We start from the raw sequence: 24,986 nt of genomic DNA, 5'->3' as shown, positions 1-24,986 counted from the left end.
TTTTTTTATTGTATACAAGGATATTTTAATCAATTCAAAAACAATTTGTCCTGCGAACTTGCCAATATCGTCTTATCTTGGGCAAAAGTACATTAGATACATACGATACAATAGCGATCGCCACAGCACTACATGAAGATATTAACAAGTTTTCAGCCTTCTGGTGTGTAGTTCCAACAGCTATTACCTCGAACATAGAGAACCCAGCAAATTACCTGATGATTTGGTTACAAAACTTTTTTGCGTAAATTAATGGTAAATTTCAATACTTTTATTTCGGTAAGTTTCTGTCATCTTACGATCAGAAATCCTCAAAATACTTATTAATTGCTGTTTGATAGATGATATTCAGTTATGTTCTCAAAGCATAACAAATGTGTTTCTCGCTGGTAGTCCAAATTAATCAGCGAGTCAGAGCAAAGAGTATTATCTAGACTAACTTTCCAATAAAGTTAGTAGTTGTGTTAACAATCGAGCATTGATTGTTTGGAAAGTATTGACAATAAGCAAATTATATGGTTATTTTAGCGATAAACTTGGAGTATTTGTAGTTTTTGTAGTGCAAAAGGCTCGCTTGTGTGACAAGTGAATCTAAATTTTTAATTAATTGTTAGCAACTAGTTCAAAGTCATGGTGGCTTTCAAAACTACCCCTAATGAAAACTGGAGACTATGAACTTTGCTGAACTACCGTGGTGTTGGGGTGGTGTTTAGACTTGCAGGGAAATTAGGTGGGAGAAGTACCTGGTCAACTACATGAACAATGCCGTTGCTAGCTGGGATATCTGGCTGAGTCACCTTAGCATTGTTGACTGTGATTGAGTTACTGGCACGATCAACTGTGATTTTAACGGGACTACCCTCAACTGTTTTAACTTCTCCAGATGTCAATTGCTGGGAGGTAATTCCCCCAGGTATAACGTGGTAGGACAGAACCTTGATTAATTGTTGTTTGTTTGCTGGCTGTAAGAGTTGGTCTAGAGTAGCTTTGGGTAAAGCAGAGAAAGCGGCGTCAGTAGGTGCAAATATTGTGTAAGGGCCAGGTGCAGTCAGTTTTTCAGTTAAACCGGCAGCTTGCACTGCTTGAATGAGAGTTTTAAACTGTCCTTGACTAGCTGCTGACTTTGCCAATTCTGCTAAATTTTGGGTGGCAATAGTTGCAGTAGGAGTTGGCGTGACGAGCGGGACAGTTGTTGGAGAGACAGTTGCTGTAGGGGCTTCTGCGACAGGTTGAGCGCAGGCAGACAGAGCAACTAAGCTACCTATGCCAATAATATTGAACAATGCTTTTCCTACTTTGCCTTTGCTCGCTTTCATAGCTTTGTGTAAAATCCAGTTAAATAAGGAATTATTAACAATAGTTTATGAATTTATGGATATAGTCACTCATCTAACGACATAGTTTGTAGTAAAAAAATCTTAATCCAGAATTTTTAGAAAATACATAATTTTTCATCTACCAAAAAAAGTATTTTTTATGAAACTTTGGATATAAAGTCTTTACCAAAATCTGTTGCAGTAATGTCAAGCAATACTTGAAAGCTAAAGATCCCCGATTTCTCAAAGAAATCGGGGATCTTGTTTTTTACGAATGATTTAGGACTGCTGCTATTTAGATATCTAGATCGGTGAAGTTGAGTTTAGAGCCATAGGTTTCGATGAATTCTCGTCTAGGTGCGACGCGATCGCCCATTAAAATTGTGAAAATGCGATCGGCTTCTGCGGCATCCTCAATTTCGACTTGCTTCATTTTACGAGTTTCTGGGTTCATGGTGGTGTCCCAGAGTTGTTGTGGCATCATTTCACCCAAACCTTTGAAGCGTTGGATGGTGTAGTTGGCGTTAGCAGGAAATTTGGCGATTGTTTGATCTTTTTCGCGATCGCTATAGCAATACTCATGATTACGTCCCCGTTCGACTTTAAACAATGGGGGACAAGCAATATAAATAAAACCCTGTTCGATGAGCGATCGCTGATATCGATAGAAGAATGTTAACAACAAAGTACGGATGTGCGCCCCATCTACGTCAGCATCCGTCATGATCACTATGCGGTGATAACGCAGTTGGGTGGAATCGAATTCATCGCCTTTAACACCTAAACCAAGTGCTGTAATTAACGATTGAACTTCGTTATTTTTATAAATTTTAGCGTCGTCGGTTTTTTCAATGTTGAGAATTTTACCACGTAGAGGCAAGATAGCTTGAGTGCGGCGATCGCGTCCTTGTTTTGCACTCCCACCGGCTGAGTCCCCTTCCACGATGAAGATTTCCGATTCGCTGGGGTCACGAGAACTACAATCAGCCAATTTACCAGGTAATGGCGAAGATTCCAGCACCGATTTGCGCCGAACTAATTCCCGTGCATGACGGGCTGCTTCTGCGGCTTTGAAAGCTTGGATAGCTTTATCTAAAATTGAGTCTGCTATGGCAGGATGAAATTCTAGATACTCAGTGAGGACTTCTCCCACCAGAGAATCGACAATTCCGCGTACTTCGGTGTTACCGAGTTTGGTTTTGGTTTGTCCTTCAAATTCTGGATCGGGGACTTTAACGGAAATTACGGCTGTTAGACCTTCCCGGACGTGTTCGCCACTGAGGTTAGGTTCATTCTCTTTAATTTTATTGCGCTTGCGGGCGATCGCATTTAATGTCCGCGTCAGAACCGCTTTCAAGCCTTCTAAGTGCGTACCACCATCCACCGTGCGAATATTATTGGCAAAACCTAACACATTATCCGTGTAAGCATCAGTACACCACTGTAAAGAAACTTCCACTTGTACATTGTTCCGTTCTCCCTGCACATAGATAATTTCTTCATGCAACGGTTGTTTTTCACGGTTCATGTACGCAATGTACTCTTTGATCCCACCCTTGTACTCGTAGGTTTCTACCTTGGGTGTATCGCTTTTTAGTAGTTCTAAACGGTGGTCAGTAAAAGTAATTTTGACACCTGCATTCAGATACGCCAATTCCCGTAGGCGACCTGATAAAGTGATGTAATCAAACTCAATGCTAATAGTGAATATTTGGGTATCTGGCTTAAAAGTAACAGAAGTTCCAGTTCTAGCTTCTTTGTAAGGTTTGACTTGCAGATCGCTAACTGGGATACCGCGTTCGTAGCGCTGAAGATGAACCTTTTTATCTCGCCAAACCGTAACTTCTACAACCTCAGATAGGGCATTAACAACAGAAATACCAACCCCGTGCAGTCCTCCAGAAACTTTGTAGCCACCGCCGCCAAACTTACCACCAGCGTGCAGTACCGTCATTACGGTTTCCAAAGCCGATTTCCCGGTGCGCGAGTGAGTATCGACTGGAATACCGCGACCATCATCTGTTACAGTCACAGAACCATCTGCGTTGATATCCACCTCTATATGAGTGCAATGACCCGCCAAAGCCTCATCGATTGAATTGTCCACCACCTCGTAAACTAAATGGTGGAGTCCTCGCGGCCCAGTGGTACCGATGTACATTCCTGGTCTTTTGCGGACGGCTTCCAGACCTTCCAGAACTTGAATCTGATCGGCACTGTAACTGCTCGTCATGTAAACTCTCCTGATGCGTGGGGTTGAAATCGCCGAAAGGCAAATAAAAGTAAAAACACTCCAAAATTGTAACACAAAAGCCTTGCTGGCGTCTGTAGGGCATTTTCAAGAGAAGTTTATACTGGGGTTGCAGTACCGTGCAAGAGGGGCAGAGGAGTGGAGGGGCACGGGAAGAAGCAGGGGAGCAGGGAGCAGGGAGCAAGGGAGAAGAATTTTCCTCTGTGCTCCCTGCCCCCCGCCCATCGCCTTTTTTCAATGCCCCATGCCCAATGCCCAATGCCCCATAACAAATGACAAATGACAAATGACTAAATTAATTGTGATTTGTGGGGCGACGGCAACGGGTAAATCGGGTTTGGCTTTGGCTTTGGCAAGGCGGTTGGGTTCTGTAATTCTTAGTGCTGATTCTCGTCAAGTTTACCGTGGGTTTGATATTGGGACGGCGAAACCAACTGTAGCTGAACAAAAATTGGTGCGGCACTATTTAATAGATATCTGCGAGCCAACAGAGATGATGACAGTAGCAGACTATCAGGAGCAAACACAAGCCTTAATTGCTTCTGTTGGTGTTACACCACTGTTTTTAGTTGGTGGCACTGGTTTATACATCCGTTCTATTGTTAGAGGGATGAAAATTCCGAGAGTTTCACCACACAAGGAATTGCGATCGCAACTTGAATCTCTTGGTCAATCACAACTCTACGCAATGTTACAACAAGTCGATCCAGTTGCGGCACAAAAGATTCATGGCAACGATTCAGTGCGGACTTTACGAGCATTAGAGGTATTTTACGTCACTGGATATCCAATTTCAGAACAGCAAGGGGAGAATCCACCGAATTATCCGATTTTGCAAATTGGTTTAGATTGCGATGTTGAAAAGTTGCTTGCTCGTATTCAACAGCGTACTGGGCAAATGATAGCAAATGATTTGGTCGCTGAAGTGGAGTATCTTTGTCAAAAATATGGCGCTGATTTGTCTTTGTTGAATACTTTGGGTTATCAAGAAATTAAGCAATATTTGGTTGGGGATATTTCCCTGGATGAAGCGAAAGAATTAACAATTTTGCATACGCGACAATTTGCCAAGCGACAACGCACTTGGTTTCGAGCATATCCACAAATTGAATGGTTTGATTCAGACGATCCTGATTTATTAGAGAAGGTTTGGCATCGTATAAATGAATTTATAAGTCGCACAAGTTAGTGAGAATTTTTTTGCTCATGCAAAGACGCAAAAAAACTTTGCGTCTTTGCAGTTGAGTGTTCTAAAGAGTGTCAGGATCTACACCCATAGCCCGTAGCCTATCTGCTAGCAATTGGGTGCGTTGTTCTGCTTGTTCGGCACGTTGTCGTTCCTGTTCGGCACGTTCATCTCCAGTCGATAAAACATTACCATCTTGGTAGCACCAGCGTAACCAAGTATCTTGTCTATCTTCAAATTTACCTTCCCATAAAGTCACGCCTAAACCAACCTGTTCTAACCAATTTTCTAAAGTTTCAAAATAGCGCCTTCCTCTAAGCTCATAAACGCGCAGGACTTTTTCTCCTAATTGCTGGTTTGGGTCATATACGATGTAGTAACTAGCCCGCATGTGTTCATAAATTTCCAGCTTTTTGCCCAGTTCATCACCTTCTTTATTAGAGACAATTTCAATCACGACTTCTGGAGGTTTGCCAAAACGCCAAACCATATAACAGCGATTTTGTTTTTCCCACCAATTTTGAGGTACTTGAACATCCAAGCTGAGAAAGATATCGGGTACAATTGCAGGTTGACCGTCTGTATGGTAAATACCGACATTAGCTGCTGCTAAAAAAGTTTGCTGCTGTAGAGTACTGTAAAGAGAGCCAACCAAGAGACGTTGTTGTTTTTCAGATGCAAAATTGTCCACAGGTGTATCATCTTCAGTGACTAGCTGGTTGGCATCTGGCACATAGTAATCATCATCATTGATTAGAACTTGCTGAACCATGACTTTATCCAGTATTTGATAGCGTTATTTCTAGGTTAGTTGATTGGGGATAAGAGAGTACTTAGCAACAAGGATGCTGTTATCAGGTAATTTGTGCCAAAATCTACACAAAGCGGTCTTTAGCATCTGCATCATGATTGGATATATACTGCGACAGCGTTACAAGATTGTAAATAAATTGGGAGCAGGTGGGTTTGGAGAAACCTATTTGGCTGAATACCCACAGGATTTACCTGTCAGCCCCAAGTATAAATGTGTCATTAAACGGCTGATCAGACCCCCGACACCAGGCCTAGATACAGAGCAAAGGTTTAAGAAGGAAGCAGCAATTCTGTTCAAATTGGGTAAGGAACATCCACAAATTCCTGAACTGTATGACTTTTTTGAGGAAAATAGAGAATTTTATCTTGTCCAAGAATTTATTGAAGGGCATGACCTGAGTAACGAAATTATTTCAGGAAAACCGTGGAGTGAAGCTGATGTAATTCAACTCTTACAACCCTTTTCAAACATCCTCTTAAGCTTTAAGCACTAATTTGCAATTTATCTAATTATCATTTATTGATATCGCTTAAATGCATATCCTCCATTAATAAATACAAGTTATGCCATCGCCTCCTCTCCACCCATCCAAATTATTGCTGAAGATGAGTGCGATCGCTTTTACTCACTTTTGACTGCTATTCTTGCAACAATAGTAATTAATGCGTCCCAAAAAAGCCTGCAATCCTCTATACATCTACCTTGAACTTTAAAAAACTATGCTTACCCAAGATAAAAAACAACACAACTGGAAACCCATTATCAAAGCATTCGAGGCTGTCCTTGGCAAAAATGGTGTGGTGCAACGCCGCGAAGAACTCATTACCTATGAATGCGATGGTTTAACTGGCTATCGCCAACGTCCGGCTATAGTAGTGTTACCCAGAACTACAGAACAAGTTGCAGAAGTTGTGAAAATATGCAACCAATACTCTATCCCCTTCATAGCACGCGGTTCTGGCACTGGTCTATCTGGCGGCGCTTTACCAGTGGAAAATTCTGTTTTAATTGTTACTTCTTTAATGCGGCAAATCCTCAGCATTGATTTAGAAAATCAACGGACAGTTGTACAACCAGGGGTGATTAATAGTTGGGTAACACAAGCTGTTAGTGGTGCTGGATTTTACTACGCTCCTGACCCTTCCAGTCAAATTATTTGCTCTATTGGGGGTAATATTGCTGAAAATTCTGGTGGGGTGCATTGTCTCAAATATGGTGTTACGACTAACCACGTTTTGGGATTAAAAATTGTTACGCCAGAGGGGGAAATTATCGATTTAGGCGGACAAATTCCAGAAATGCCTGGTTATGATTTAACAGGTATTTTTGTTGGTTCCGAAGGCACTTTAGGAATTGCCACAGAAATTACGTTGCGAATTCTTAAAAGTGCAGAATCAATTTGTGTGCTATTGGCAGATTTTACTAGCATTGAAGCTGCCGGAGCAACTGTTTCTGACATCATCAGCGCCGGAATTATTCCTGGTGGTATGGAAATGATGGATAATTTCAGCATCAATGCAGTTGAAGATGTTGTCGCAACGAATTGTTATCCCCGCGATGCTACTGCTATTTTGCTAATAGAAATTGACGGTTTAGAAGTGGAAGTTGTAGGCAATAAGCAGCGAGTTACCGAAATTTGTAAAAAGAATGGTGCACGGAATGTCACTTCTGCTACTGACCCAGAAACCCGATTAAAATTATGGAAAGGACGCAAAGCCGCTTTTGCTGCGGCTGGACATTTAAGCCCAGATTATTATGTGCAAGATGGTGTAATTCCTCGGACTCAGTTACCTTATGTTTTACATGAAATTGAGGCATTAAGTAAACAATACGGTTATCGCGTTGCTAATGTGTTTCATGCTGGCGATGGCAATCTTCATCCGCTAATTCTTTATGATAATTCTGTGTCTGGAGCATTAGAGCAAGTAGAAGAAATGGGTGGAAAAATTCTCAAGCTTTGTGTCCAAGTTGGTGGCAGTATTTCTGGTGAACATGGTATTGGTGAAGAGAAAAAGTGCTATATGCCACAGATGTTTAGCCAAGTTGATTTAGAAACTATGCAATGGGTGCGGCAAGTTTTTAATCCTAAAGGATTAGCCAATCCTGAAAAGATATTCCCCACACCACGAACTTGTGGTGAAGCAGCAAATGCATCAGCTATCAAGCAATTTGAAGGTGTGGAAAGATTTTAATAACAAAGAATTCAGGAGTCAGAAGTTAAGAATTAGGAGTTAGCAGTTAGAAGTTTGGAGTCATAATTTATTAGGTTTTGGTATCGTTAAGTCTATTCATCACCAAAACTTGCTCCGTATTATTTCAACTATTCTGACTCCTAACTTCTGAATTCTGAATCATCATTTCTTTACATCATCCGGAGGATTACAACTTTATTTTGTAGTTATATATATTCCGATCGCACTAGGTCACGCTTACAAATGAATCGGGTTATTCGCCGTTGTGTTTCTTGCTTGCTGTGTTTGGGATTAGTAGTCACTTTAACAGTTTTTTTACCCTCTTCACTGCCAGTTTATTCCCAAAAAACAAGTCCTTTAACTACAGAAATACGCGGCGTTTGGCTTACTAATGTTGCTAGTGGTGTACTATTTGTCCCTTGGGGTATTAACCGTGCTATAAATCAATTATCGACTCTCAACTTTAATACAATTTATCCTGTAGTTTGGAACCGAGGACATACTTTTTACAAGAGTGCTGTAGCCAAAATTACTACAGGATCAGAAACCCAACCTTTGCTTAACTTCATGCACGGTGGACAAGATGTTTTAGCAAAGATAGTGACACTTGCCAAAAATAAAGATTTGAGAGTCATTCCCTGGTTTGAATATGGATTCATGACGCCCCATTATTCACAATTAGCAAGGCGTTATCCTGATTGGTTGACAATTGGACAAGAAGGTATAAACTCTATTCAAGATGCCCCGCCGGAAGAAATCGACAATGTTTTAATAACTAAACAAGCTTGGTTGAATCCCTTACATCCACAAGTACAAGAGTTTATCCAAGGGTTAATTTTAGAAGTAGTCAGAGATTACGATGTGGATGGTATTCAACTTGACGACCATTTTGGAATGCCTGTACAGTTCGGCTACGATCGCTTCACTATAGAACTCTACCAGCAAGAACATCAAGGCAAAAGTCCCCCTAATGACCCTTTTAACTCAGAATGGATGCGGTGGCGGGCAGATAAAATTACTGATTTTATGGCAGAAATCTACCAAGCTGTGAAGGCAGTTAAGCCCAAACTCAAAATATCTCTGTCTCCCAACTATCAAGCTTTTGCTTATAAATACTATTTGCAAGATTGGGAAAGTTGGGTCAAAAAAGGTTTAGTTAATGAGTTGATTTTGCAGGTATATCGAAATGACAAAAAGTCTTTTATCGCTCAACTAGAACTTCCATCTATAAAATTGGCTCAAAGTCTAATTCCTGTAGGTATTGGTATATCAACAGGAACAGTAGGTAATCCAGTGAAAATGGCACAAGTTAGAGAACAGGTTCAGGTAGTGCGCGATCGCAATTTTGATGGTATCTCCTTTTTCTACTGGGAGAGTCTATGGGGTTACATCGTACCAGAATCACCCCAACAGCGACGCAAAGGTTTTTTTGAGATGTTTAATGCAAAAACTGTCAGACTATTAAAAACAAAGAAACTTTGATGCCATTCGCGCCTAAAAATACTAGATTTGGCTTTACATTGCTGTGGACTTTAGCTACTTTTAGCGGATTTTTATTAAGTTTACTCTTAATTGAAGTCGGCGAAAAGCCAGATGTTGGGGTGGTAGAGGCGGCTATTGGCGGATTTGCGATCGCACTTCCTCAAGGTTGTCTTCTCAAAGAACCTATATTTTGTATCAGGTGGATTTTGTCAAGTCTTTTGGGTTGGAGTCTCATCACTGCGATCGGTATTGGTGCGGTGGGTTGGATAGTACCTAGCACTCAGATTCTTCCCCTGAGACTTTTGTCGGGGGCGGTTTATGGTGCCCTTGGCGGCTTGGGAATTGGATTAGCACAATGGTTAGCAATTCCCCAGCCTGTAGCGTGGCGATGGATATTTGTCTCTGCGGTAAGTTGGGCTGTTGCTGTCCCCGTGGGTTCTGCTGTGGGGACGATCTGGCGCTACTTAAGCCAGTTATTTTTAGGTGAAGTCATCGGATTAGGCATCACTTGGCTACTAGTTGGTATCCTCACAGGAATCAATGCTCACAAATTGCGATTGTAAGTTGCCACAGACGCAATTAATCGCATCTTTCTTAAGAATTATAAATTTAATTGATATATACTTAGGTTTGCATTTAGATATATGCAACAATCTTAAAAAACTGTTAAAAATAAATTACAGAAAGTTTGCCCTCACCTGCAAATGTATTTTCACCTTCAAAAAGCAGGATTTTGTTAAGCTGACTCCTATTAGCTTTCCTAGATTTCTGACAAGAAGTAGAGAAAGATCAAAATTCCGATGAGCAACGGCTGACAATACTTTGCTATAGGCGCTAAAGTGCATCTACTACAAGCTTAACGACAAGAGAGCGCCTAGAAGAGTCAGTAATACAAGAGTGGGACTCTCGCATGAATATAAATCCAGTGGAATCAACTATGGAGTTGACAAAATTATCACCACCTCAAATTCTTTTTGGCACAGAAGTAGATGAAAAAAGTAGTAGCGATCAGTTTCTACTAAGTATGTACGATTCTGTACAGGCATCAATATTTATAGTTGATGTTTTGGAGGATGGAGATTTTCGATATGTGGCCCTTAATCCCATTCATGAACGGTGGATAGGGATTCGCTCAGACGATCTCCGGGGCAAAAAACCAGAGGATATTCTTTCTCCTATTGATGCTGCAAAGGTGCGTCAACATTATGCTGACTGCGTGCGATTCGGCACAACTATTTCTTACGAACAATGTTTGCAATTCCAGAAAGTTCCCACTTGGTGGAGTACGACTCTCACCCCATTAAAGGATGCTAACTCCAAGGTTTATCGATTGATTGGTACTAGTAGCAATATTACCCCTGTGAAGCAAGCAGAACAAGCAGTTGGACTCCAGGTTGAACGAGAGCAACTGCTAGAAGCGATCGCTGGACAAATTCACCAATCTGTAGAATTAGAGACAATTCTGCATCAGACTACAATTGAACTGCGACAATTTTTGAATTGCGATCGCGTGTTGATTTATCGTTTCGAGGCTGATGGTAGTGGAGTAATCATTGCCGAATCAACTGTAGCTGTCAGCGATCCCCTATTGGGAAAAAACATCACCGATCCCTGCTTGAGTGGCAAACATCCAGAACACTACGGACGAGGTTGCATTCAAGTTGTCGAAGATATTTATGCAGCCGACTTGCATCCTTGCCATATAGATTTCCTGACATCTTTGCAGATCAGAGCCAATCTCGTCGTGCCGATTTTCCAAGAGCAAGATATGTGGGGGCTATTGATTGCCCAGCATTGCTCTGAATCGCGTCAATGGCAGCAAATGGAAACTGACTTACTCAAGCAGTTGGCAACTCAAATCGGCATTGCAGTCCAACAGGCAGAACTTCATCAGCAACTCCAGGATCTCAAAGCCAAGATGGAGTTACAGAAGCAGAAGCACATCAGTCAGTTGCAGCAGGTGCGAAACTTTGAAGCCTTGGTGCGACGTATGACAGAACAAATCCGCGACAGTCTGGATCAAACTCAGGTGTTGCAGATACTTACCCAGGAATTAGTAAAGTTACTAAACCTTGAGCGTTGCCAAATTGAACTCTATAGTACCTGCCAAACTCTAGTTACGATTACTTACGAATACAGCATTAACTTACCCCAGTGTCAAGGATTAACTAAACAGATTGCAGACCATCTTGAAGTTTATCAGCCGCTGTTGCAAAAACAACCATTGCAATTTTTGGAAATTGTACCAGGATGGGAACCAAAGTTGCTAGTTATGTCCCAGATGGCTTGTCCAATTTTTGATACTCAAGGGATTTTGGGAAATATTTGGTTGACAAGGCCATCACAAGAGGCTTTTGACGAATTTGAAATTGAGCTAATGCAGCAGGTAGCAAATGAATGTGCGATCGCCATTCGTCAAGCCCAGCTTTACAAACAAAACCAGGCACAGGTAAAAGAACTAGAAAAATGCGATCGGCTCAAAAATCAATTTCTCAGAACCCTATCCCAAGAACTGCGGACACCAATAACTAGCATTAGCCTTGCAGTCCAAACTCTCGAAAGTGTCCTCACACCAGCAGAAATATCAGAAATAGAAATAGTGCCGCAACTCTTGCAGATTCTGCATAACGAGTGTGGGCGAGAAAACAAGTTAATTAACGACCTCCTCACACTCACATATCTCGAAGCCGAACCCGATCCCCCAACCTTGATTGCCATTGACTTTCAAAGCTGGCTTCACCCGATTATCGAGTCTTTTCGACACCTCACCATTTGCCAGCGACAGCAGTTAAACCTGACTGTCGATCGTGCGCTGCCACCTTTGGAGACAGATATTACTGATTTGGAGCGGATTGTCACCGAACTGCTCAACCATGCCTGCAAATACACCCCAGCCGGGGAATCGATCGCAGTCTCTGCTCACTCGATCGGGGATACAGTCGAGCTTAATATTACCAATTCGGGAATAGAGCTTACCAGCAATGAACTCTCACGGATTTTTGAACCTTTTTATCACCTTTCCAAACACGATCCTTGGAAACATAGCGGCACAGGGCTGGAATTGGCATTAGTGCAGAAAATGGTCAGACATTTAGGCGGCTCAATTTATGTAGAGAGTGCAGCAGGTCAAACCACCTTCACCGTCAAATTCCCCTTTTAATTAGTTTTTTGGGTGTGGCACTAGCTAAATTGCCAGAAGTTATGCTATGATTGTGATTCGTGTGGGTGACTAGCTCAACGGTAGAGCAGTAGACTCTTAATCTATTGGTTGCGGGTTCAAATCCCTCGTCACCCACTTTTTAAGTATTTTGTTGTTGGCGAACAAATTTATTGGCTACTAAACGACACAGAATAGTAATTTCGCTCATCAGCTTAAAACAATATTATCTAATACTAACATATTTGTATTAAATTTGTATTAAACAAGTCTTCTGTAAAATAAATTGTACGCAGGAGACATTTTTTACAAGCAAGGAAGCTGCTGAAATCACAGGCTGCACCCTTCGTCAACTACAGTATTGGCGAGAGAGGGGGGTGATTGTTCCTGTAATCAGTGATACTAGGACAGAAGGTAGTATTTATTACTCAAAATCCAATTTGCTGGAACTGGCTGCAATGTCATATTGGCTATCTGTGGGGTTAAGTTTTGACATAGCCAGCACCAGGCTGAAAAAGCTGAAAGACCAAGAGCCGGAGTTATTTATTTCAGGTAAAGGTAAGCGGTTTATGTTATTGTCCCAAGTGCAGCAGCGTTCGCCGTTAGGCGTGCCGTTGGCGGAGCCTCTCGTTCGCGCAGCGTCTCCGACAGGAGAAGAGAAGGTATTGCTTGAGCTTGTGGAGTTTGACAGAACAAAAGCGATCGCATCCCTAGAACAAGGTCAACCTGTGATTCCTGTGTGGTTAGATATCATTTATCAACAATTAGCCGAGAAACTAGGAAAATAGAAATTCTCTTTCATAAGATAGAAGCATCGCAGGAGTTAAGTATAGTGCCGCGTGGAATCAGGAAAAACAGTAAAAAGCCAGCAGAGAATAACGGTTCTGGAGATTTACCACTTCTACAGTTAGCGCAAGCTGACGATCGCTTGGATATTCCCGCAATGGAACAATGGCTGTGGGATGCTGCTTGTAAGATACGAGGCGCGACAGATGCACCAAAGTTCAAAGATTTTATTTTGCCGCTAATTTTCTACAAACGGCTGTCTGATGTGTTTGATGATGAGTATGAAAAGTGCGCCGAGAAGTTTGGGGCTGGAGACTTAGCCCGTGCTTTCATTGAAGCGGATCATCAAGATGCAATTAAAAACAATCGTCAGCCGATTGTGCGTTACTATGTCCCGCACCAATACCGTTGGGAGGCGATTCGCTTTCATCCTAAAGATGGCTTAGGAGAGTTTGTGACAACGGCAATGCGGGAAGTGGCAAAGCGCAATCCTGGGTTATCGGGAACGCTAACGCTCAAAGATTATAACGAGAAGCAAAGCAATCAGCGTGTTTTGGATGATGACCATTTAAAGGACTTGATTGAAGTCATCAGTCGGCATCGGTTGGGGTTAAAGAATACCAATGCGGATGTCTTGGGGGAAGCCTATGAGTATCTGCTGCGGAAATTTGCCGAAGGACAGGGGCAAAGTGCGGGGGAGTTTCTCACACCATCAGAGGTGGGTTGGTTGATTGCGGAAATTATTGACCCCGAACCCTACACGAAGATTTATGACCCGACTTGTGGATCGGGTAGGTTGTTGACTAAGCCGCGTCTGGTATTCAACCGCAAGCATCCAGGGGAGGAGAGTAAAGCACCTCGGTTATTTGGGCAAGAGTTGAACTGGACAACTTTCGCGATCGCTAAAATGAATATGTTTTTGCAGGATTTTACTGATACACAAATTGAGATTGGCGATACATTTAGACAACCTAAATTTACGGTTGACAAAAAGGTGATGCGCTTTGATTATGTGGTTGCTAATCCGATGTGGAATCAGGACAACTACGGCGCAGATGCTTACGAAGAAGATTCTTTTGAACGGTTTAAAGACGGAATTGCCTCAAAATCTTCCGCAGATTGGGGATGGGTACAGCATATTTGGGCATCGCTGAAAGATAACGGACGGGCGGCGGTTGTTTTGGATACAGGTGCGGTGTCTCGCGGTTCCGGGAGTCAGAACAAAAATCAAGAAAGAGACATCCGCAAGGAATTTGTGGAAAAAGACAGAGTTGAAGGGGTGATTTTGCTACCTGAAAATTTGTTTTATAACACGACTGCGCCAGGGGTGGTAATTTTGTTAAATCGCCTGAAACCTCTCAATCGTAAGGGCGAGTTTTTGCTGATTAATGCTGCTGATTATTTTGTCAAGGGCGATCCGAAGAATATTTTGACGAAGGAAGGGATTAAGGCGGTTGGTGAGGTTTATCGCAATTGGGAAACGCGGGAGAAGCTGAGTAAGGTTGTTAAGTTAGAGGAGTTGAGGAAGGCGGATTATAATCTTAGTCCGTCACAGTTTGTGGATGTTAGCGATAAGTTTGTTCATCGGGCGATCGCGGATATTTTGACAGATTTAGCAGTAGCAAGACAAGACAGGGAATGGGCTGATAAAGATTTAGCTGAGGTGTTAGCAAAGTTGAATTTATAGCGTTTTTCATATAAGGCGATGCCTACGGCTGGCTACGCCTACACATTTGTTATTTCGGCGTACTCATTTGTTATTTCGGCGTACTCATTTGTTATTTCGGCGTGTCCATAACGCACCCTACAAAACTACTAGAATTGAAACCTATGCTGGTCACAATACGGTTCGGTTAAGATCCCCCCGCCTACGGCGACCCCCTTAAAAAGGGGGTAAAAGAGGGTTTTAAGCCCCCCTTTTTAAGGGGGGTTGGGGGGATCTTCGAGGAATAAACACGTTAACCGAACCGTATTGATGCTGATCATACTTGTGTGTACACCCTAGCCTACAAGGAGAGAGGCTTTAAGGCTTACTTCCCAAGGCTAGTGGGGAAGGGGTTGGGGGTTAGGTCTGGTAGAATTGTTATTTACTTTGGTAGTAATGGAGAATATCAGGGTACAAAGGCTTATTTGCGGATCTTAGCCTATTTACGCTTGCTGATTCTTCAGTATTTAAGTTTGTCTGCAATGAGTAGTAGAGTGTAAGTTGCTAAAATTTAAATCAGTTATAAGTGTTTTCTTATTTTTATTTTTATCCAGGATACAGCAATGACTCAAGCAATTGATAAGGAACAAGTAGTGATTAATGAATTTAGAAAGTTATCTTCTGAGAAGCAGGAGGAGGTAATTGATTTTATTCAGTTTTTGCAGTATAAGGAGAAGCAAAAGCAGGATGTAGAACATAAAGAAGAGAAAGAACCTATTTCTGCCTATGAAGCAGCCAAAGAGTTTGCTGGCTGCGTTGGTGGAGACTCTGGCGATCGCGAAAAACAAGTTTCATTTTTAGAAGCTGCTAAGAAGTTTATTGGCTGTGTTAATGGAGGCCCCGGAGATTTGGCGACGAATAAAAAGTATCTAGAAGGGTTCGGTAGGTAGTGAAGCAAAATATTATTATTGATACTGGCCCCCTCGTTGCCTTAATTAATAATCGGGAACAATATCATCGTTGGGCTACTAAAGAAGTCGCTAATCTAGCTTACCCTTTCTTTACTTGTGAAGCAGTAATTACTGAAGCGTGTTTTATATTGCGAGATTTTCATGGTGACAGGATACTTACGTATGAGCGAAACCTCCGCCGTTCAAAGACCGATGCTGAAATATGCTTATGATGTTGGCTGGGAATACCTAACTCGAAAAGAAGCATTACAACGGCGGGAAGGCAAGGGAGAGGAAAAGCTCAAAGAACGCTACTTTGCCGATGTTCTTCGCAGTCAACTAATTAAACTAAATCCTGGCGTTGTCACCTCTAACAATATAGATGAAATTCTGCGCCGCCTGCGAAACATTGACAACACCATCGAAGGCAACCGCGAAGCTTTAAACTGGTTGCAAGGCAAACAATCTATTTTTGTCACTGAAGAAAACCGCGACAGAAACATTACCCTCATCGACTTTAACAACCCAGAAAATAACATCTTCCAAGTCACAGATGAATGGTCGCAAAAAGGCGTAAAATTTCCCAACCGCGCCGATATTATTTTTCTCATTAACGGTATTCCCGTTGCCATTGCGGAAACCAAAGGAGAAAAGAAAACTGATGGTTTAGCACTAGGCATTGACCAAATTCGCCGCTACCACAACCAAACCCCCGAATTGCTTGCTTTTCCCCAAATCTTTGAAGTCACAGAACTGTGGAATTTCTGGTATGGCTTAACCTGGAATACCAACCGCAAAAACTTGTTTGAATGGAAACTGACCTCTCCCCTAACCCCTCCCCTGCAAGGGGAGGGGAACAAGATTACTCCCCCTTCCCTACGAGGGAAGGGGGTTGGGGGGTTAGGTTCCAAAATCATCGAAGAAGGCGACTATGAAGAGAAAATCAAAACCTTCTTCGACCATCAACGCTTTTTAGAGATTTTTAGATATTACATTGTTTTCCTAGAACGCGATGACGGCTTAACCAAAGTAATTTTACGCCAACACCAGACCCGTGCAGTCAAAAAAGTCCTGCAACGCATCCAAGACCCGGATAAAAAACGCGGACTAGTTTGGCATACCCAAGGCAGTGGTAAAACCCTCACCATGATTACAGTTGCCGCCCAACTCCGCAATATTAGCGGCGATAATACTGTAATCATGATTGTTGACCGCAACGAACTAGAAAACCAACTAGACAAAAACCTCAAAGCTTATGGCATCAAAAGCTATGAGGTCGCAAACACTAAAGCTGACTTAGAAAAACTCATCCAAGATGATTATCGCGGGTTAATCGTCGCCATGATTCACAAATTCGACAAGATGAAAGTAGAAAATAAGCGTTCTACGATTACTGTCTTAGTCGATGAGGCACACCGCAGCACAGGCGGTAATTTCGGCATATATTTGATGGCTGCCCTCCCCAACGCCACATTTATCGGTTTCACAGGTACACCTGTCACTAAAGTAGCTAAAGGACAAAACACTTTCCAAACCTTCGGCGAACCTAGTGACCCCAAATACAGCCTAGATTCTTATTCAACCGCCGACTCGGTACGAGATGGTACAACCCTGAAGCTAAATTATGCCCTTGCGAAATCAGAGTTTCGCGTTCCCCAAGAAATTTTAGAAAAAGAATTTCTCCAACTCAAAGCCGCAGAAGGCATCAACGACATAGAAGAACTTGATGGCATTCTCGATCGCGCAGTTAAATTAAAAGAGTTTCTCAAAAGTGAAGATAGAGTAAATAAAGTCGCTAAATTTGTCGCCGAACACTTCCGCGACTACGTTGAACCAATGGGCTTTAAAGCTTTTATGGTTGGTGTAGATCGGGAAGCTTGTAGACTTTACAAACAAGCCTTAGATAAATATCTCCCTAGCGAATACTCAACCGTCGTTTATTCCCGGACTACAGCCGCAGGACTGCGGGAGTACAACCTAACTGATGCCCAAGAGAAAGAAGTCCGCAAAGCCTTTATTAAAAAATCCGTCGTTTCTGCCAGAATATCCTTACCGGATGCAGTAATCGACTTTATCGAATCTCGCCCGAAAGATTTTAACTACGACACCAGCAAAACCCTAACTTTTACAGGTTATTGTTCTGCTGAAGATGCCCAAACTTTAGAAACCCTTTGCGGTGGCGATGCTGATGCTGTGACAAAAATTCGCCAACTTTACGAAGACTACCGCAAAGCCTTGCCGAAAATTCTCATCGTCACCGAGAAACTACTGACGGGGTTTGATGCGCCGATACTTTACTGTATGTATCTCGACAAACCGATGCGCGACCACGTTCTCTTGCAGGGAATCGCCCGTGTAAATCGCCCTTATGAAGATGCACAAGGATTAGTCAAACCCTACGGCTTTGTTCTAGATTTTATCGGTATCTTTGGCGACAAACTAGAGCAAGCCCTGGCCTTTGAGTCAGGAGAAGTTAACGACATCATCCAAAATATTGATGCGATCAAAAACGAACTGCAAACGATGATGGGAAATACTGCACCTGAGTATTTACCGCTAGCTAAGGGATGGGACGACAAAGCAAAAGAACGGGCGGCGGCTCATTTTGCAGATAAAGATTTGCGCGAGAAGTTCTTTAAATTTGTCCGCCAACTACAATTAATTTACGAAATTTTGTCTCCTGACCCTGACCTGCGTCCCTTCATGGAAAATTATCAAGCAGTGATTAGGCTTTACGGAACGATACGCGCTGCTTACAATACCAGTCCCTACATTGATATTGAACTCACCGCCAAAACCAAAGAACTGGTACGCCGCAACGTTACAATCGGCGAGTTGGAAATGCCAGGGACAATCCACGAACTCAATGCCCAACAATTAGAACAATTCCGCCAAAATAGTACAACGGATACAGTAAAAGTTCTAAACTTGAGTAAGGTATTGTTGAAAGCAGTACAAGAGCAAAGTCAGCGATCGCCTTTCTTGCTAAACATTGGCGAACGTGCAGAAATTGTCCGCGCCAGCTTTGAAAAGCGCCAAATAGAGGCACAACAAGCTTTAGCCCAACTAGATGAAATTGCCAATGAATGCGTAGAAGCAGAAGCAGAACGGCAACGGCTCAAGGTTGATGAAAACACCTTTGCCATTTACACTATCATCAAGCAAGCAGGCGATCGCCTTGATATCAACCAAGCCGAAGCCATCAACGCCATTTATAGCAACTTCCCTGATTACTGGTGGGATGCGCGTCAGGAAATTGATTTAAGAACCGAACTTTACGCTACTATTTATCCTATTACAAGCTCAGTCGAGCAAACCATTGAAGTCACCAACAACCTGCTGAAACTCGAACGAGTCGAATCATGAACACGACTCCTTTACCAGAAAAACTCGAAGCCGCAACGCAATGGAAAGACGCGCAAGCACTTAAGGACGCTGTGGGAGAATGGAGCGATCGCATTAAAGTCCAAGTCAAACAAATCCAACTGCGTCCAATGAAGCGCAAGTGGGCATCTATTTCTACTACAGGACGCTTAACGCTGAATACTGAACTGCTAGATTTACCAAAAGAATTGGGTGAGTTTGTCATTGTTCACGAACTTGTGCATCTCCTCGTTCCCAATCACGGTAAGGTCTTTAAGTGCTTTATGTTTGCTTATTTGCCTGATTGGAAAGAGAGGGAGAAGCGATTGCAGGGCTTTGTGGGATGATGAGGAAAACTGCCTTTAAAGGTCTTATATCGTTATGGTTCTAATCTCAAAGTACACGCAGTAAGCTAGGAATGCTTTCGATCGCAGAGAAATTCTGAATTTCTGCCAAAGCTTGCCGAAAGTTGCCTTCTAGCACATCATGGGTAACAACCACAATCTCTGCTAGTTCTCCTTGAAAGCCTGTTTGGACAATTGACTCTAAGCTAACGCCATAATTGCCAAAGCAAGTCCCTAATTTGCCGATAACTCCGGGTTGGTCATTGGTGAGGAAACGGGCGTAAAACCGAGTTATCAAGTCTGCCATCGGCGCAATTTGGCAGTATTCCTGATGCCCACAAGTTAATAATGGATTTGTAACTGCTGTATTAGTTTTGAGGACAGCAACTAAATTCAAAATATCTGACGTGACAGCACTGGCGGTTGCACCAGCACCAGCACCGGGGCCAAAAAACATTACCTGGCCGATTGGTTCTCCTTCGACAAGAATGGCATTGTAAACGCCGTTGATGCTAGCCAAAGGGTGGGCTTGAGGCACTAAAGTAGGATGAACTCTGACGGAAAGGGGGGATGAGGGAGTATCACGTTTAGCGATCGCTAACAATTTAATCACAAATCCCAATTTTTCGGCGTAGGCAATATCTGTTTTGCTCACTTGCCGAATCCCTTCAGTATAAACATCTTGTAGGTTGATGCGTCCCCCGAAACCTAATGATGCAAGGATGGCAATTTTATCAGCTGCGTCTAAGCCATCAACATCAGCTGTCGGGTCAGCCTCAGCATAACCTAATCGCTGGGCATCAGCTAAGACATCATTGAAGTTGCTGCCTTCTGTTTGCATCCGTGTCAGGATGTAGTTTGTTGTACCGTTAATGATGCCTGTTACAGTGTGAATTCGGTTAACACTTAAAGATTGCTTTAGGGGTTGAATCACTGGAATACCACCACCTACAGCGGCTTCTAACATCACGTATACGCCAGCTTGATTGGCAGTGGTGAAAATTTCTGCTCCAAAGCGGGCGATCGCTGCTTTATTGGCTGTGACTATATGCTTACCATTACTTAAAGCTTTGAGAATGAGCGATCGCGCCGGCTCCAGTCCACCCATCACCTCAACAACTATATCTACCGCCGGATCGTTGACAATAGATTCTAAATCTGTGGTTAAGACTTTCGTAGACAATTCTACTGCACGAGGTTTATCTAGCGATCGGACTCCCACCCGATAAATTTCTATTTCTTGCAACAATGGGTGACGCCCAGCGCTATCTTGCAACAACTGCACTGTTCCCGTTCCCACAGTGCCTAATCCCAGTATTCCTAGTTTCACACCCATTTTGCACCCAATTCATTTTTAAGTGCTGAGTGCTGAGTGCTGAGTGCTGAGTAGTAACAAGTAACTTTACCCCCCAGAACTGAGAACTCTTTCCTCAGCCATCTATATAAAACAATTGTAGGGTAGGCACTGCCCACCCTACTCATTCATAACTTAGAACTCAGAACTCAGCACGGGCTAAACTTTAGCTATCCGCTAACGGTACTCAGCACTTAGTAGGTTTCTACGTGCCAGCGACCAGCTTTTTTGAGTTGCTTCTGGTAATCACTCCAGGTTACGTCTTCCTTAGCAGCAGCAGTAGTCAAGGCTGCATCAATACCTTCTTCCATACCTCGCAAACCGCAGATGTAGGTGTGGGTTTTTTCATTTTTAATCAACTGCCACAATTCATCAGCATGTTCAGCTACGCGGTCTTGGATGTACATTCTACCACCTTGAGGATTTTTTTGTTCTCGGCTGATGGCAGGAGTGAGGCGGAAGTTATCAGGATATTTTTGTTCAATTTCTTCCAGTTCTTCCTTATATAAAAGGTTTGGAGTTGTCGGCACACCAAATATTAGCCAAGAGAATCCTTTAAATTCGTATTCTGTGTTAGCTGCTTTTTCTGCATCTTTAAACTGACGCCAGAGATAAGCTCGCATCGGGGCAATACCTGTTCCGGTTGCCATCATGATCACATTAGCATCAGGGTCATCGGGTAACAACATTTCTTTACCCACAGGCCCTGTAATTTTTACATCTGCCCCTGGTTCTAAGAAACACAGGTGTGTTGAGCAAACACCGTAGACTGTTTCGCTAGTTTCTGGGTGCTTGTATTCCAACTGGCGGACGCATAATGATACTGTCTTATCATCCACATCATCGCCATGACGAGTTGAGGCGATGGAATAGAGTCTAAGTTTTTCTGGCTTGCCGTTCTTGTCTAATCCTGGTGGAATAATCCCAATACTTTGACCTTCTATATACTTCAAATCCCCAGCGGAAATGTCAAATTTAAGGTGTTGAACAATACCAATACCACCTTCTTTGACTAGCGGTTCATTAGATATTACCTTGCCAATAAACGGAGCATTGGGACGGTAAGTGTTAACAGGAACGTCACCGTGGTCTTTTTTGGCTTTCGCTTGAGTCATGGTGTTGCCTTTCTTGTCCTTGTTCTTGAGCTGTTCTTGTGCTGGTGGTTTAGCGAAATCTTTGGTTTCACTATCAGCATTTACAGGTGTGGCTTTACCATTCCCTTCACTGTTAGCAGTTTCCCCAGATGTAGCTAACTCGCTGACAACGCTTGTAGCACTTCCAAATGAGGCTTTACCATTAACTGACTCTAAAGCAGTTACAGGCTGGATGCTAACAATTGTGCCGCCTAGACGAGTGATACGTCGCATTTCTTGATTCATCCGGTTGTAAGGCACTCTGATGAACACACTGCCACTTTTCCGAATTGGGTAGTTAGCTTGATCGGTTTCTTCACTCTGACGCAAACCCACTACTTCATAAAGGAAGATGCGGCTACCTAATTCTGTGTTGGCAGCACCCTCAACAGCACCTTGATTGTACATTCGTTCTACCACTCCGATAATTTACTTAACCGTTTTTCAAAAAAAACTATTCCCCTACCTTGCCAGCTTTAGTTTACCGGATTTTCGTTTCACAAAACTGGAGAAAGAAGGAAAAACGGCATCATTAAATTAATGCCTTGCTAAGTACACTCACCAAAGACATGCAGGCATAGCAAAAAACACACCTGTTCACCTTCTAAGGTAAAGGATAAGTCTTGTGGAGAATGTTAATAATGAATCAATTTAATCTTTTTTTCGTTAACTACCACCCCCATCAGGGAGATAGCTTTTTACCTTAGCACCCAATGAGCAACTCACAATAGGAGATATTCTCGGAGAACTGCTTTGATCGGTAGAAGCTATCACTCACTTTACCTCCAAAATCTGTCCTTGTGCTTGCTTACTCTAAGGGTTTAAATCGGAGAATGCCAAGAGAGGAAGGTTTTCTTCACGATTGGTTTTACTTCTCCAAATCTACTACTCTTCTGGAATGTTGTTAGCTATCTTCATTACCTATCTATAGATAATTACATAACCAGGACAACTCCAGCTACAAACATAACAAGATAGAGAATCGTAATTCAAGTAACTGTAATTAGTTTCACTTGATGCGAAAAATCTGTCAACCTTGTATCAGTACTTTGCCATAACGTCAACGCTTCTATATGAGCATATCCATAAATTTACAGCCAATAATTTGAGTAATGCAAGTTGTTTCCTCATTCGTTGGATAGATTTTTGCTTTGAATATATTAAGTATTGTCGAGCAGGAATTACAATTTAGGAACATTAGAAAATTTGCGGCAATAATAAATTATACCTTATAGTTTTGATTCTATAGAGTCACAAGTAGCAGAGTGATAAAGGTACAACGCTGATGGGCGGTGCTGATCCCCATTTTTAAATTAACAACTAAATTAACAAAAAAATGATTGATGAACCATGTTAATTCTTCTTGACAGCAATCTTGTATGGGATACCCCCTTCTGTTAAAATCAAATATATCACTAGGATTAAATACTTACCGGCACCAAAACTCAGGCTAGTCCGACGAGTAGCAACTTAAAAGAGAAGGCAGGAGGCAAAGGGCAGATCGCGCAGCGTGTCGTAGACAAGACAGGAGGAAAGAAGTATGAATGAATTTTTTTTATTTCTGGGTCAAAAGCCCAGTTTAAAAATAAGAATTGTATTGAGCGAAAAGTGCCGCGAGATTCGAGGCATCTACAGCTTAAGTCCCACGCTTTTAAACGTGGGTTACTCCTGTTTCCTACCTCCTGCCTCCTGCCTCCTGATTACTTTGTTGCCTACCCGCTTGGTGTCTTATAGATGTGCTAGGTAGCAAGAACGCAGGATAAACCAAAGGGGTAAACTCCTGGCTTCAGAATCTGCTGTGTGAAAAATTATTGACACAACTTTAGTATTTTAGAGGAGATTTATGACAAGAAAGCCAGAACGCGTGGTACTGATTGGAGTAGCCGGAGACTCTGGGTGCGGTAAATCTACGTTTTTGCGTCGTTTGATAGATTTGTTTGGTGAAGATTTAATGACAGTCATCTGCTTGGATGACTATCACTCCTTGGATCGCAAACAGCGCAAAGAAACGGGGATAACGGCACTAGACCCCAGGGCAAACAATTTTGATCTGATGTATGAGCAAATTAAAGCGCTCAAAAGTGGTGAAGCGATTGATAAGCCGATTTACAACCACGAAACCGGCTTGCTCGATCCGCCAGAGCGGATCGAGTCGAATCACATTATAGTTATTGAGGGGCTGCATCCTTTATATGATGAGCGGGTGCGATCGCTAATCGACTTCAGTGTTTATTTTGATATTAGCGATGAGGTCAAAATTGCCTGGAAAATCCAGCGAGATATGGCTGAACGCGGTCATCGCTACGAAGATGTGTTAGCGCAAATCAATTCCCGCAAACCTGACTTTGATAAATTTATCGAACCACAAAGAGAATTTGCGGATGTGGTTCTCCAGGTATTGCCCACAAACTTGATCAAAAACGACACCGAACGTAGAGTCTTACGGGTACGTATGCTCCAACGGGAAGGTAAGGAAGGCTTCGATCCAACCTACCTATTTGATGAAGGGTCAACAATCAATTGGACTCCTTGTGGACGCAAGCTGACCTGTTCTTACCCTGGTATGCAACTGTACTACGGTTCAGATGTTTACTACGGCCGCTATGTCTCAGTACTAGAGGTGGATGGTCAATTTGACAACTTGGAAGAAGTCATTTACATCGAAACCCATCTCAGCAATACATCCACTAAATATCAGGGTGAATTGACTCATTTGTTACTCCAGCACCGTGAGTATCCAGGTTCCAATAATGGAACTGGTTTCTTCCAAGTGCTTACAGGTTTGAAAATGCGTGCTGCTTATGAGCGGTTGACAGCTACGGAAGCAAAGTTAGCAGTTCAGGTTTAAAGCAGCGGTGTTTGTGTCAAAGCTTGTGGGGGCGCTTCCGGGTGTTCCCCTTTTTTTTGTGTTATTAAATACATTTTAACTAAAAAATAATTAGCATACATTTATCTTACTTACGGATATTTACCTTATAGTTAGTGGTTTTTATCAATATCAAGAAGATACTAA

At 42.5% G+C, this 24,986-nt stretch carries 19 protein-coding genes and 1 tRNA gene; 15 read left to right on the top strand and 5 right to left on the bottom strand.

Translation table 11 applies throughout. From position 1 onward, the window contains the following. Positions 1 to 77: 77 nt before the first annotated feature. Complete coding sequence (locus V7K41_RS25025; RefSeq protein WP_334852569.1) at positions 78 to 248, top strand: hypothetical protein; 171 nt, start codon at positions 78 to 80, stop codon at positions 246 to 248. A 438-nt stretch (positions 249 to 686) separates the two neighbouring features. Here V7K41_RS25025 and V7K41_RS25020 read toward each other — a convergent pair whose 3' ends face one another. Beyond that, positions 687 to 1,316, bottom strand: coding sequence for a fasciclin domain-containing protein (locus V7K41_RS25020; RefSeq protein ID WP_334852567.1), 630 nt, complete (start codon positions 1,314 to 1,316; stop codon positions 687 to 689). Between the two features lie 295 nt (positions 1,317 to 1,611). Continuing rightward, complete coding sequence (gyrB, locus tag V7K41_RS25015; RefSeq protein ID WP_334852565.1) at positions 1,612 to 3,549, bottom strand: DNA topoisomerase (ATP-hydrolyzing) subunit B; 1,938 nt, start codon at positions 3,547 to 3,549, stop codon at positions 1,612 to 1,614. 304 nt (positions 3,550 to 3,853) lie between these two features. Here gyrB and miaA point away from each other — a divergent pair, with 304 nt between their 5' ends. Continuing rightward, entirely contained in the window at positions 3,854 to 4,756 is a 903-nt protein-coding gene (gene miaA / locus V7K41_RS25010) for a tRNA (adenosine(37)-N6)-dimethylallyltransferase MiaA (RefSeq protein WP_334852563.1), read from the top strand. A gap of 61 nt (positions 4,757 to 4,817) precedes the next feature. Here miaA and V7K41_RS25005 read toward each other — a convergent pair whose 3' ends face one another. Continuing rightward, complete coding sequence (locus tag V7K41_RS25005) at positions 4,818 to 5,525, bottom strand: Uma2 family endonuclease (protein WP_334852561.1); 708 nt, start codon at positions 5,523 to 5,525, stop codon at positions 4,818 to 4,820. Between the two features lie 133 nt (positions 5,526 to 5,658). Here V7K41_RS25005 and V7K41_RS25000 point away from each other — a divergent pair, with 133 nt between their 5' ends. The 12 genes from V7K41_RS25000 (at position 5,659) to V7K41_RS24945 (ending at position 19,489) form a co-directional block, all read left to right on the top strand. Next, positions 5,659 to 6,060 (top strand): serine/threonine protein kinase, encoded by a 402-nt coding sequence (locus V7K41_RS25000; RefSeq protein WP_334852559.1) that lies wholly within the window; start codon positions 5,659 to 5,661, stop codon positions 6,058 to 6,060. Between the two features lie 226 nt (positions 6,061 to 6,286). Beyond that, entirely contained in the window at positions 6,287 to 7,759 is a 1,473-nt protein-coding gene (gene glcD, locus V7K41_RS24995) for a glycolate oxidase subunit GlcD (protein WP_334852557.1), read from the top strand. Between the two features lie 243 nt (positions 7,760 to 8,002). Further along, complete coding sequence (locus V7K41_RS24990; RefSeq protein ID WP_334852556.1) at positions 8,003 to 9,241, top strand: glycoside hydrolase family 10 protein; 1,239 nt, start codon at positions 8,003 to 8,005, stop codon at positions 9,239 to 9,241. Beyond that, on the top strand, positions 9,241 to 9,804 hold the full coding sequence (locus V7K41_RS24985; RefSeq protein WP_334852554.1) for a hypothetical protein: 564 nt from the start codon (positions 9,241 to 9,243) through the stop codon (positions 9,802 to 9,804). Before V7K41_RS24990 ends, V7K41_RS24985 begins: the two co-directional genes overlap by 1 nt. 347 nt (positions 9,805 to 10,151) lie before the next feature. Continuing rightward, positions 10,152 to 12,401: a sensor histidine kinase gene (locus V7K41_RS24980; RefSeq protein WP_334852552.1), complete on the top strand. Its 2,250-nt coding sequence runs from the start codon at positions 10,152 to 10,154 to the stop codon at positions 12,399 to 12,401. Between the two features lie 63 nt (positions 12,402 to 12,464). Continuing rightward, a tRNA-Lys gene (locus tag V7K41_RS24975) sits at positions 12,465 to 12,536 on the top strand. A gap of 143 nt (positions 12,537 to 12,679) precedes the next feature. Beyond that, complete coding sequence (locus tag V7K41_RS24970) at positions 12,680 to 13,186, top strand: MerR family transcriptional regulator (RefSeq protein WP_442943273.1); 507 nt, start codon at positions 12,680 to 12,682, stop codon at positions 13,184 to 13,186. Positions 13,187 to 13,230: 44 nt separating this feature from the next. Then, positions 13,231 to 14,871 carry a type I restriction-modification system subunit M gene (locus V7K41_RS24965; RefSeq protein WP_334852551.1) on the top strand — a complete coding sequence of 547 codons (1,641 nt, stop codon included), beginning with the start codon at positions 13,231 to 13,233 and terminating at the stop codon, positions 14,869 to 14,871. Between the two features lie 581 nt (positions 14,872 to 15,452). Continuing rightward, the gene (locus tag V7K41_RS24960; RefSeq protein WP_334852549.1) at positions 15,453 to 15,779 is read left to right on the top strand and encodes a hypothetical protein; all 327 of its coding nucleotides are present in this window, start codon (positions 15,453 to 15,455) and stop codon (positions 15,777 to 15,779) included. Continuing rightward, positions 15,779 to 16,012 (top strand): PIN domain nuclease, encoded by a 234-nt coding sequence (locus V7K41_RS24955; protein WP_334852547.1) that lies wholly within the window; start codon positions 15,779 to 15,781, stop codon positions 16,010 to 16,012. Before V7K41_RS24960 ends, V7K41_RS24955 begins: the two co-directional genes overlap by 1 nt. Further along, complete coding sequence (locus V7K41_RS24950; RefSeq protein WP_334852545.1) at positions 15,963 to 19,145, top strand: type I restriction endonuclease subunit R; 3,183 nt, start codon at positions 15,963 to 15,965, stop codon at positions 19,143 to 19,145. The genes V7K41_RS24955 and V7K41_RS24950 overlap by 50 nt, the downstream gene beginning before the upstream one ends. Then, entirely contained in the window at positions 19,142 to 19,489 is a 348-nt protein-coding gene (locus V7K41_RS24945; RefSeq protein WP_334852543.1) for a M48 metallopeptidase family protein, read from the top strand. The genes V7K41_RS24950 and V7K41_RS24945 overlap by 4 nt, the downstream gene beginning before the upstream one ends. Before the next feature lie 46 nt (positions 19,490 to 19,535). Here V7K41_RS24945 and V7K41_RS24940 read toward each other — a convergent pair whose 3' ends face one another. After that, positions 19,536 to 20,822, bottom strand: coding sequence for a homoserine dehydrogenase (locus V7K41_RS24940; RefSeq protein WP_334852542.1), 1,287 nt, complete (start codon positions 20,820 to 20,822; stop codon positions 19,536 to 19,538). Positions 20,823 to 21,034: 212 nt separating this feature from the next. Beyond that, on the bottom strand, positions 21,035 to 22,381 hold the full coding sequence (gene petH / locus V7K41_RS24935; RefSeq protein ID WP_334852674.1) for a ferredoxin--NADP reductase: 1,347 nt from the start codon (positions 22,379 to 22,381) through the stop codon (positions 21,035 to 21,037). A 1,435-nt stretch (positions 22,382 to 23,816) separates the two neighbouring features. Between petH and V7K41_RS24930 the strand changes: the two genes are divergently transcribed. Then, positions 23,817 to 24,821: a phosphoribulokinase gene (locus V7K41_RS24930; protein ID WP_292862757.1), complete on the top strand. Its 1,005-nt coding sequence runs from the start codon at positions 23,817 to 23,819 to the stop codon at positions 24,819 to 24,821. Positions 24,822 to 24,986 lie beyond the last annotated feature (165 nt).

The organism is Nostoc sp., from assembly GCF_036917415.1.
GTDB lineage: Bacteria > Cyanobacteriota > Cyanobacteriia > Cyanobacteriales > Nostocaceae > Nostoc.
Note: the sequence above shows the minus strand (reverse complement) of the source record. Positions and strands in the feature narration are given on the sequence as shown.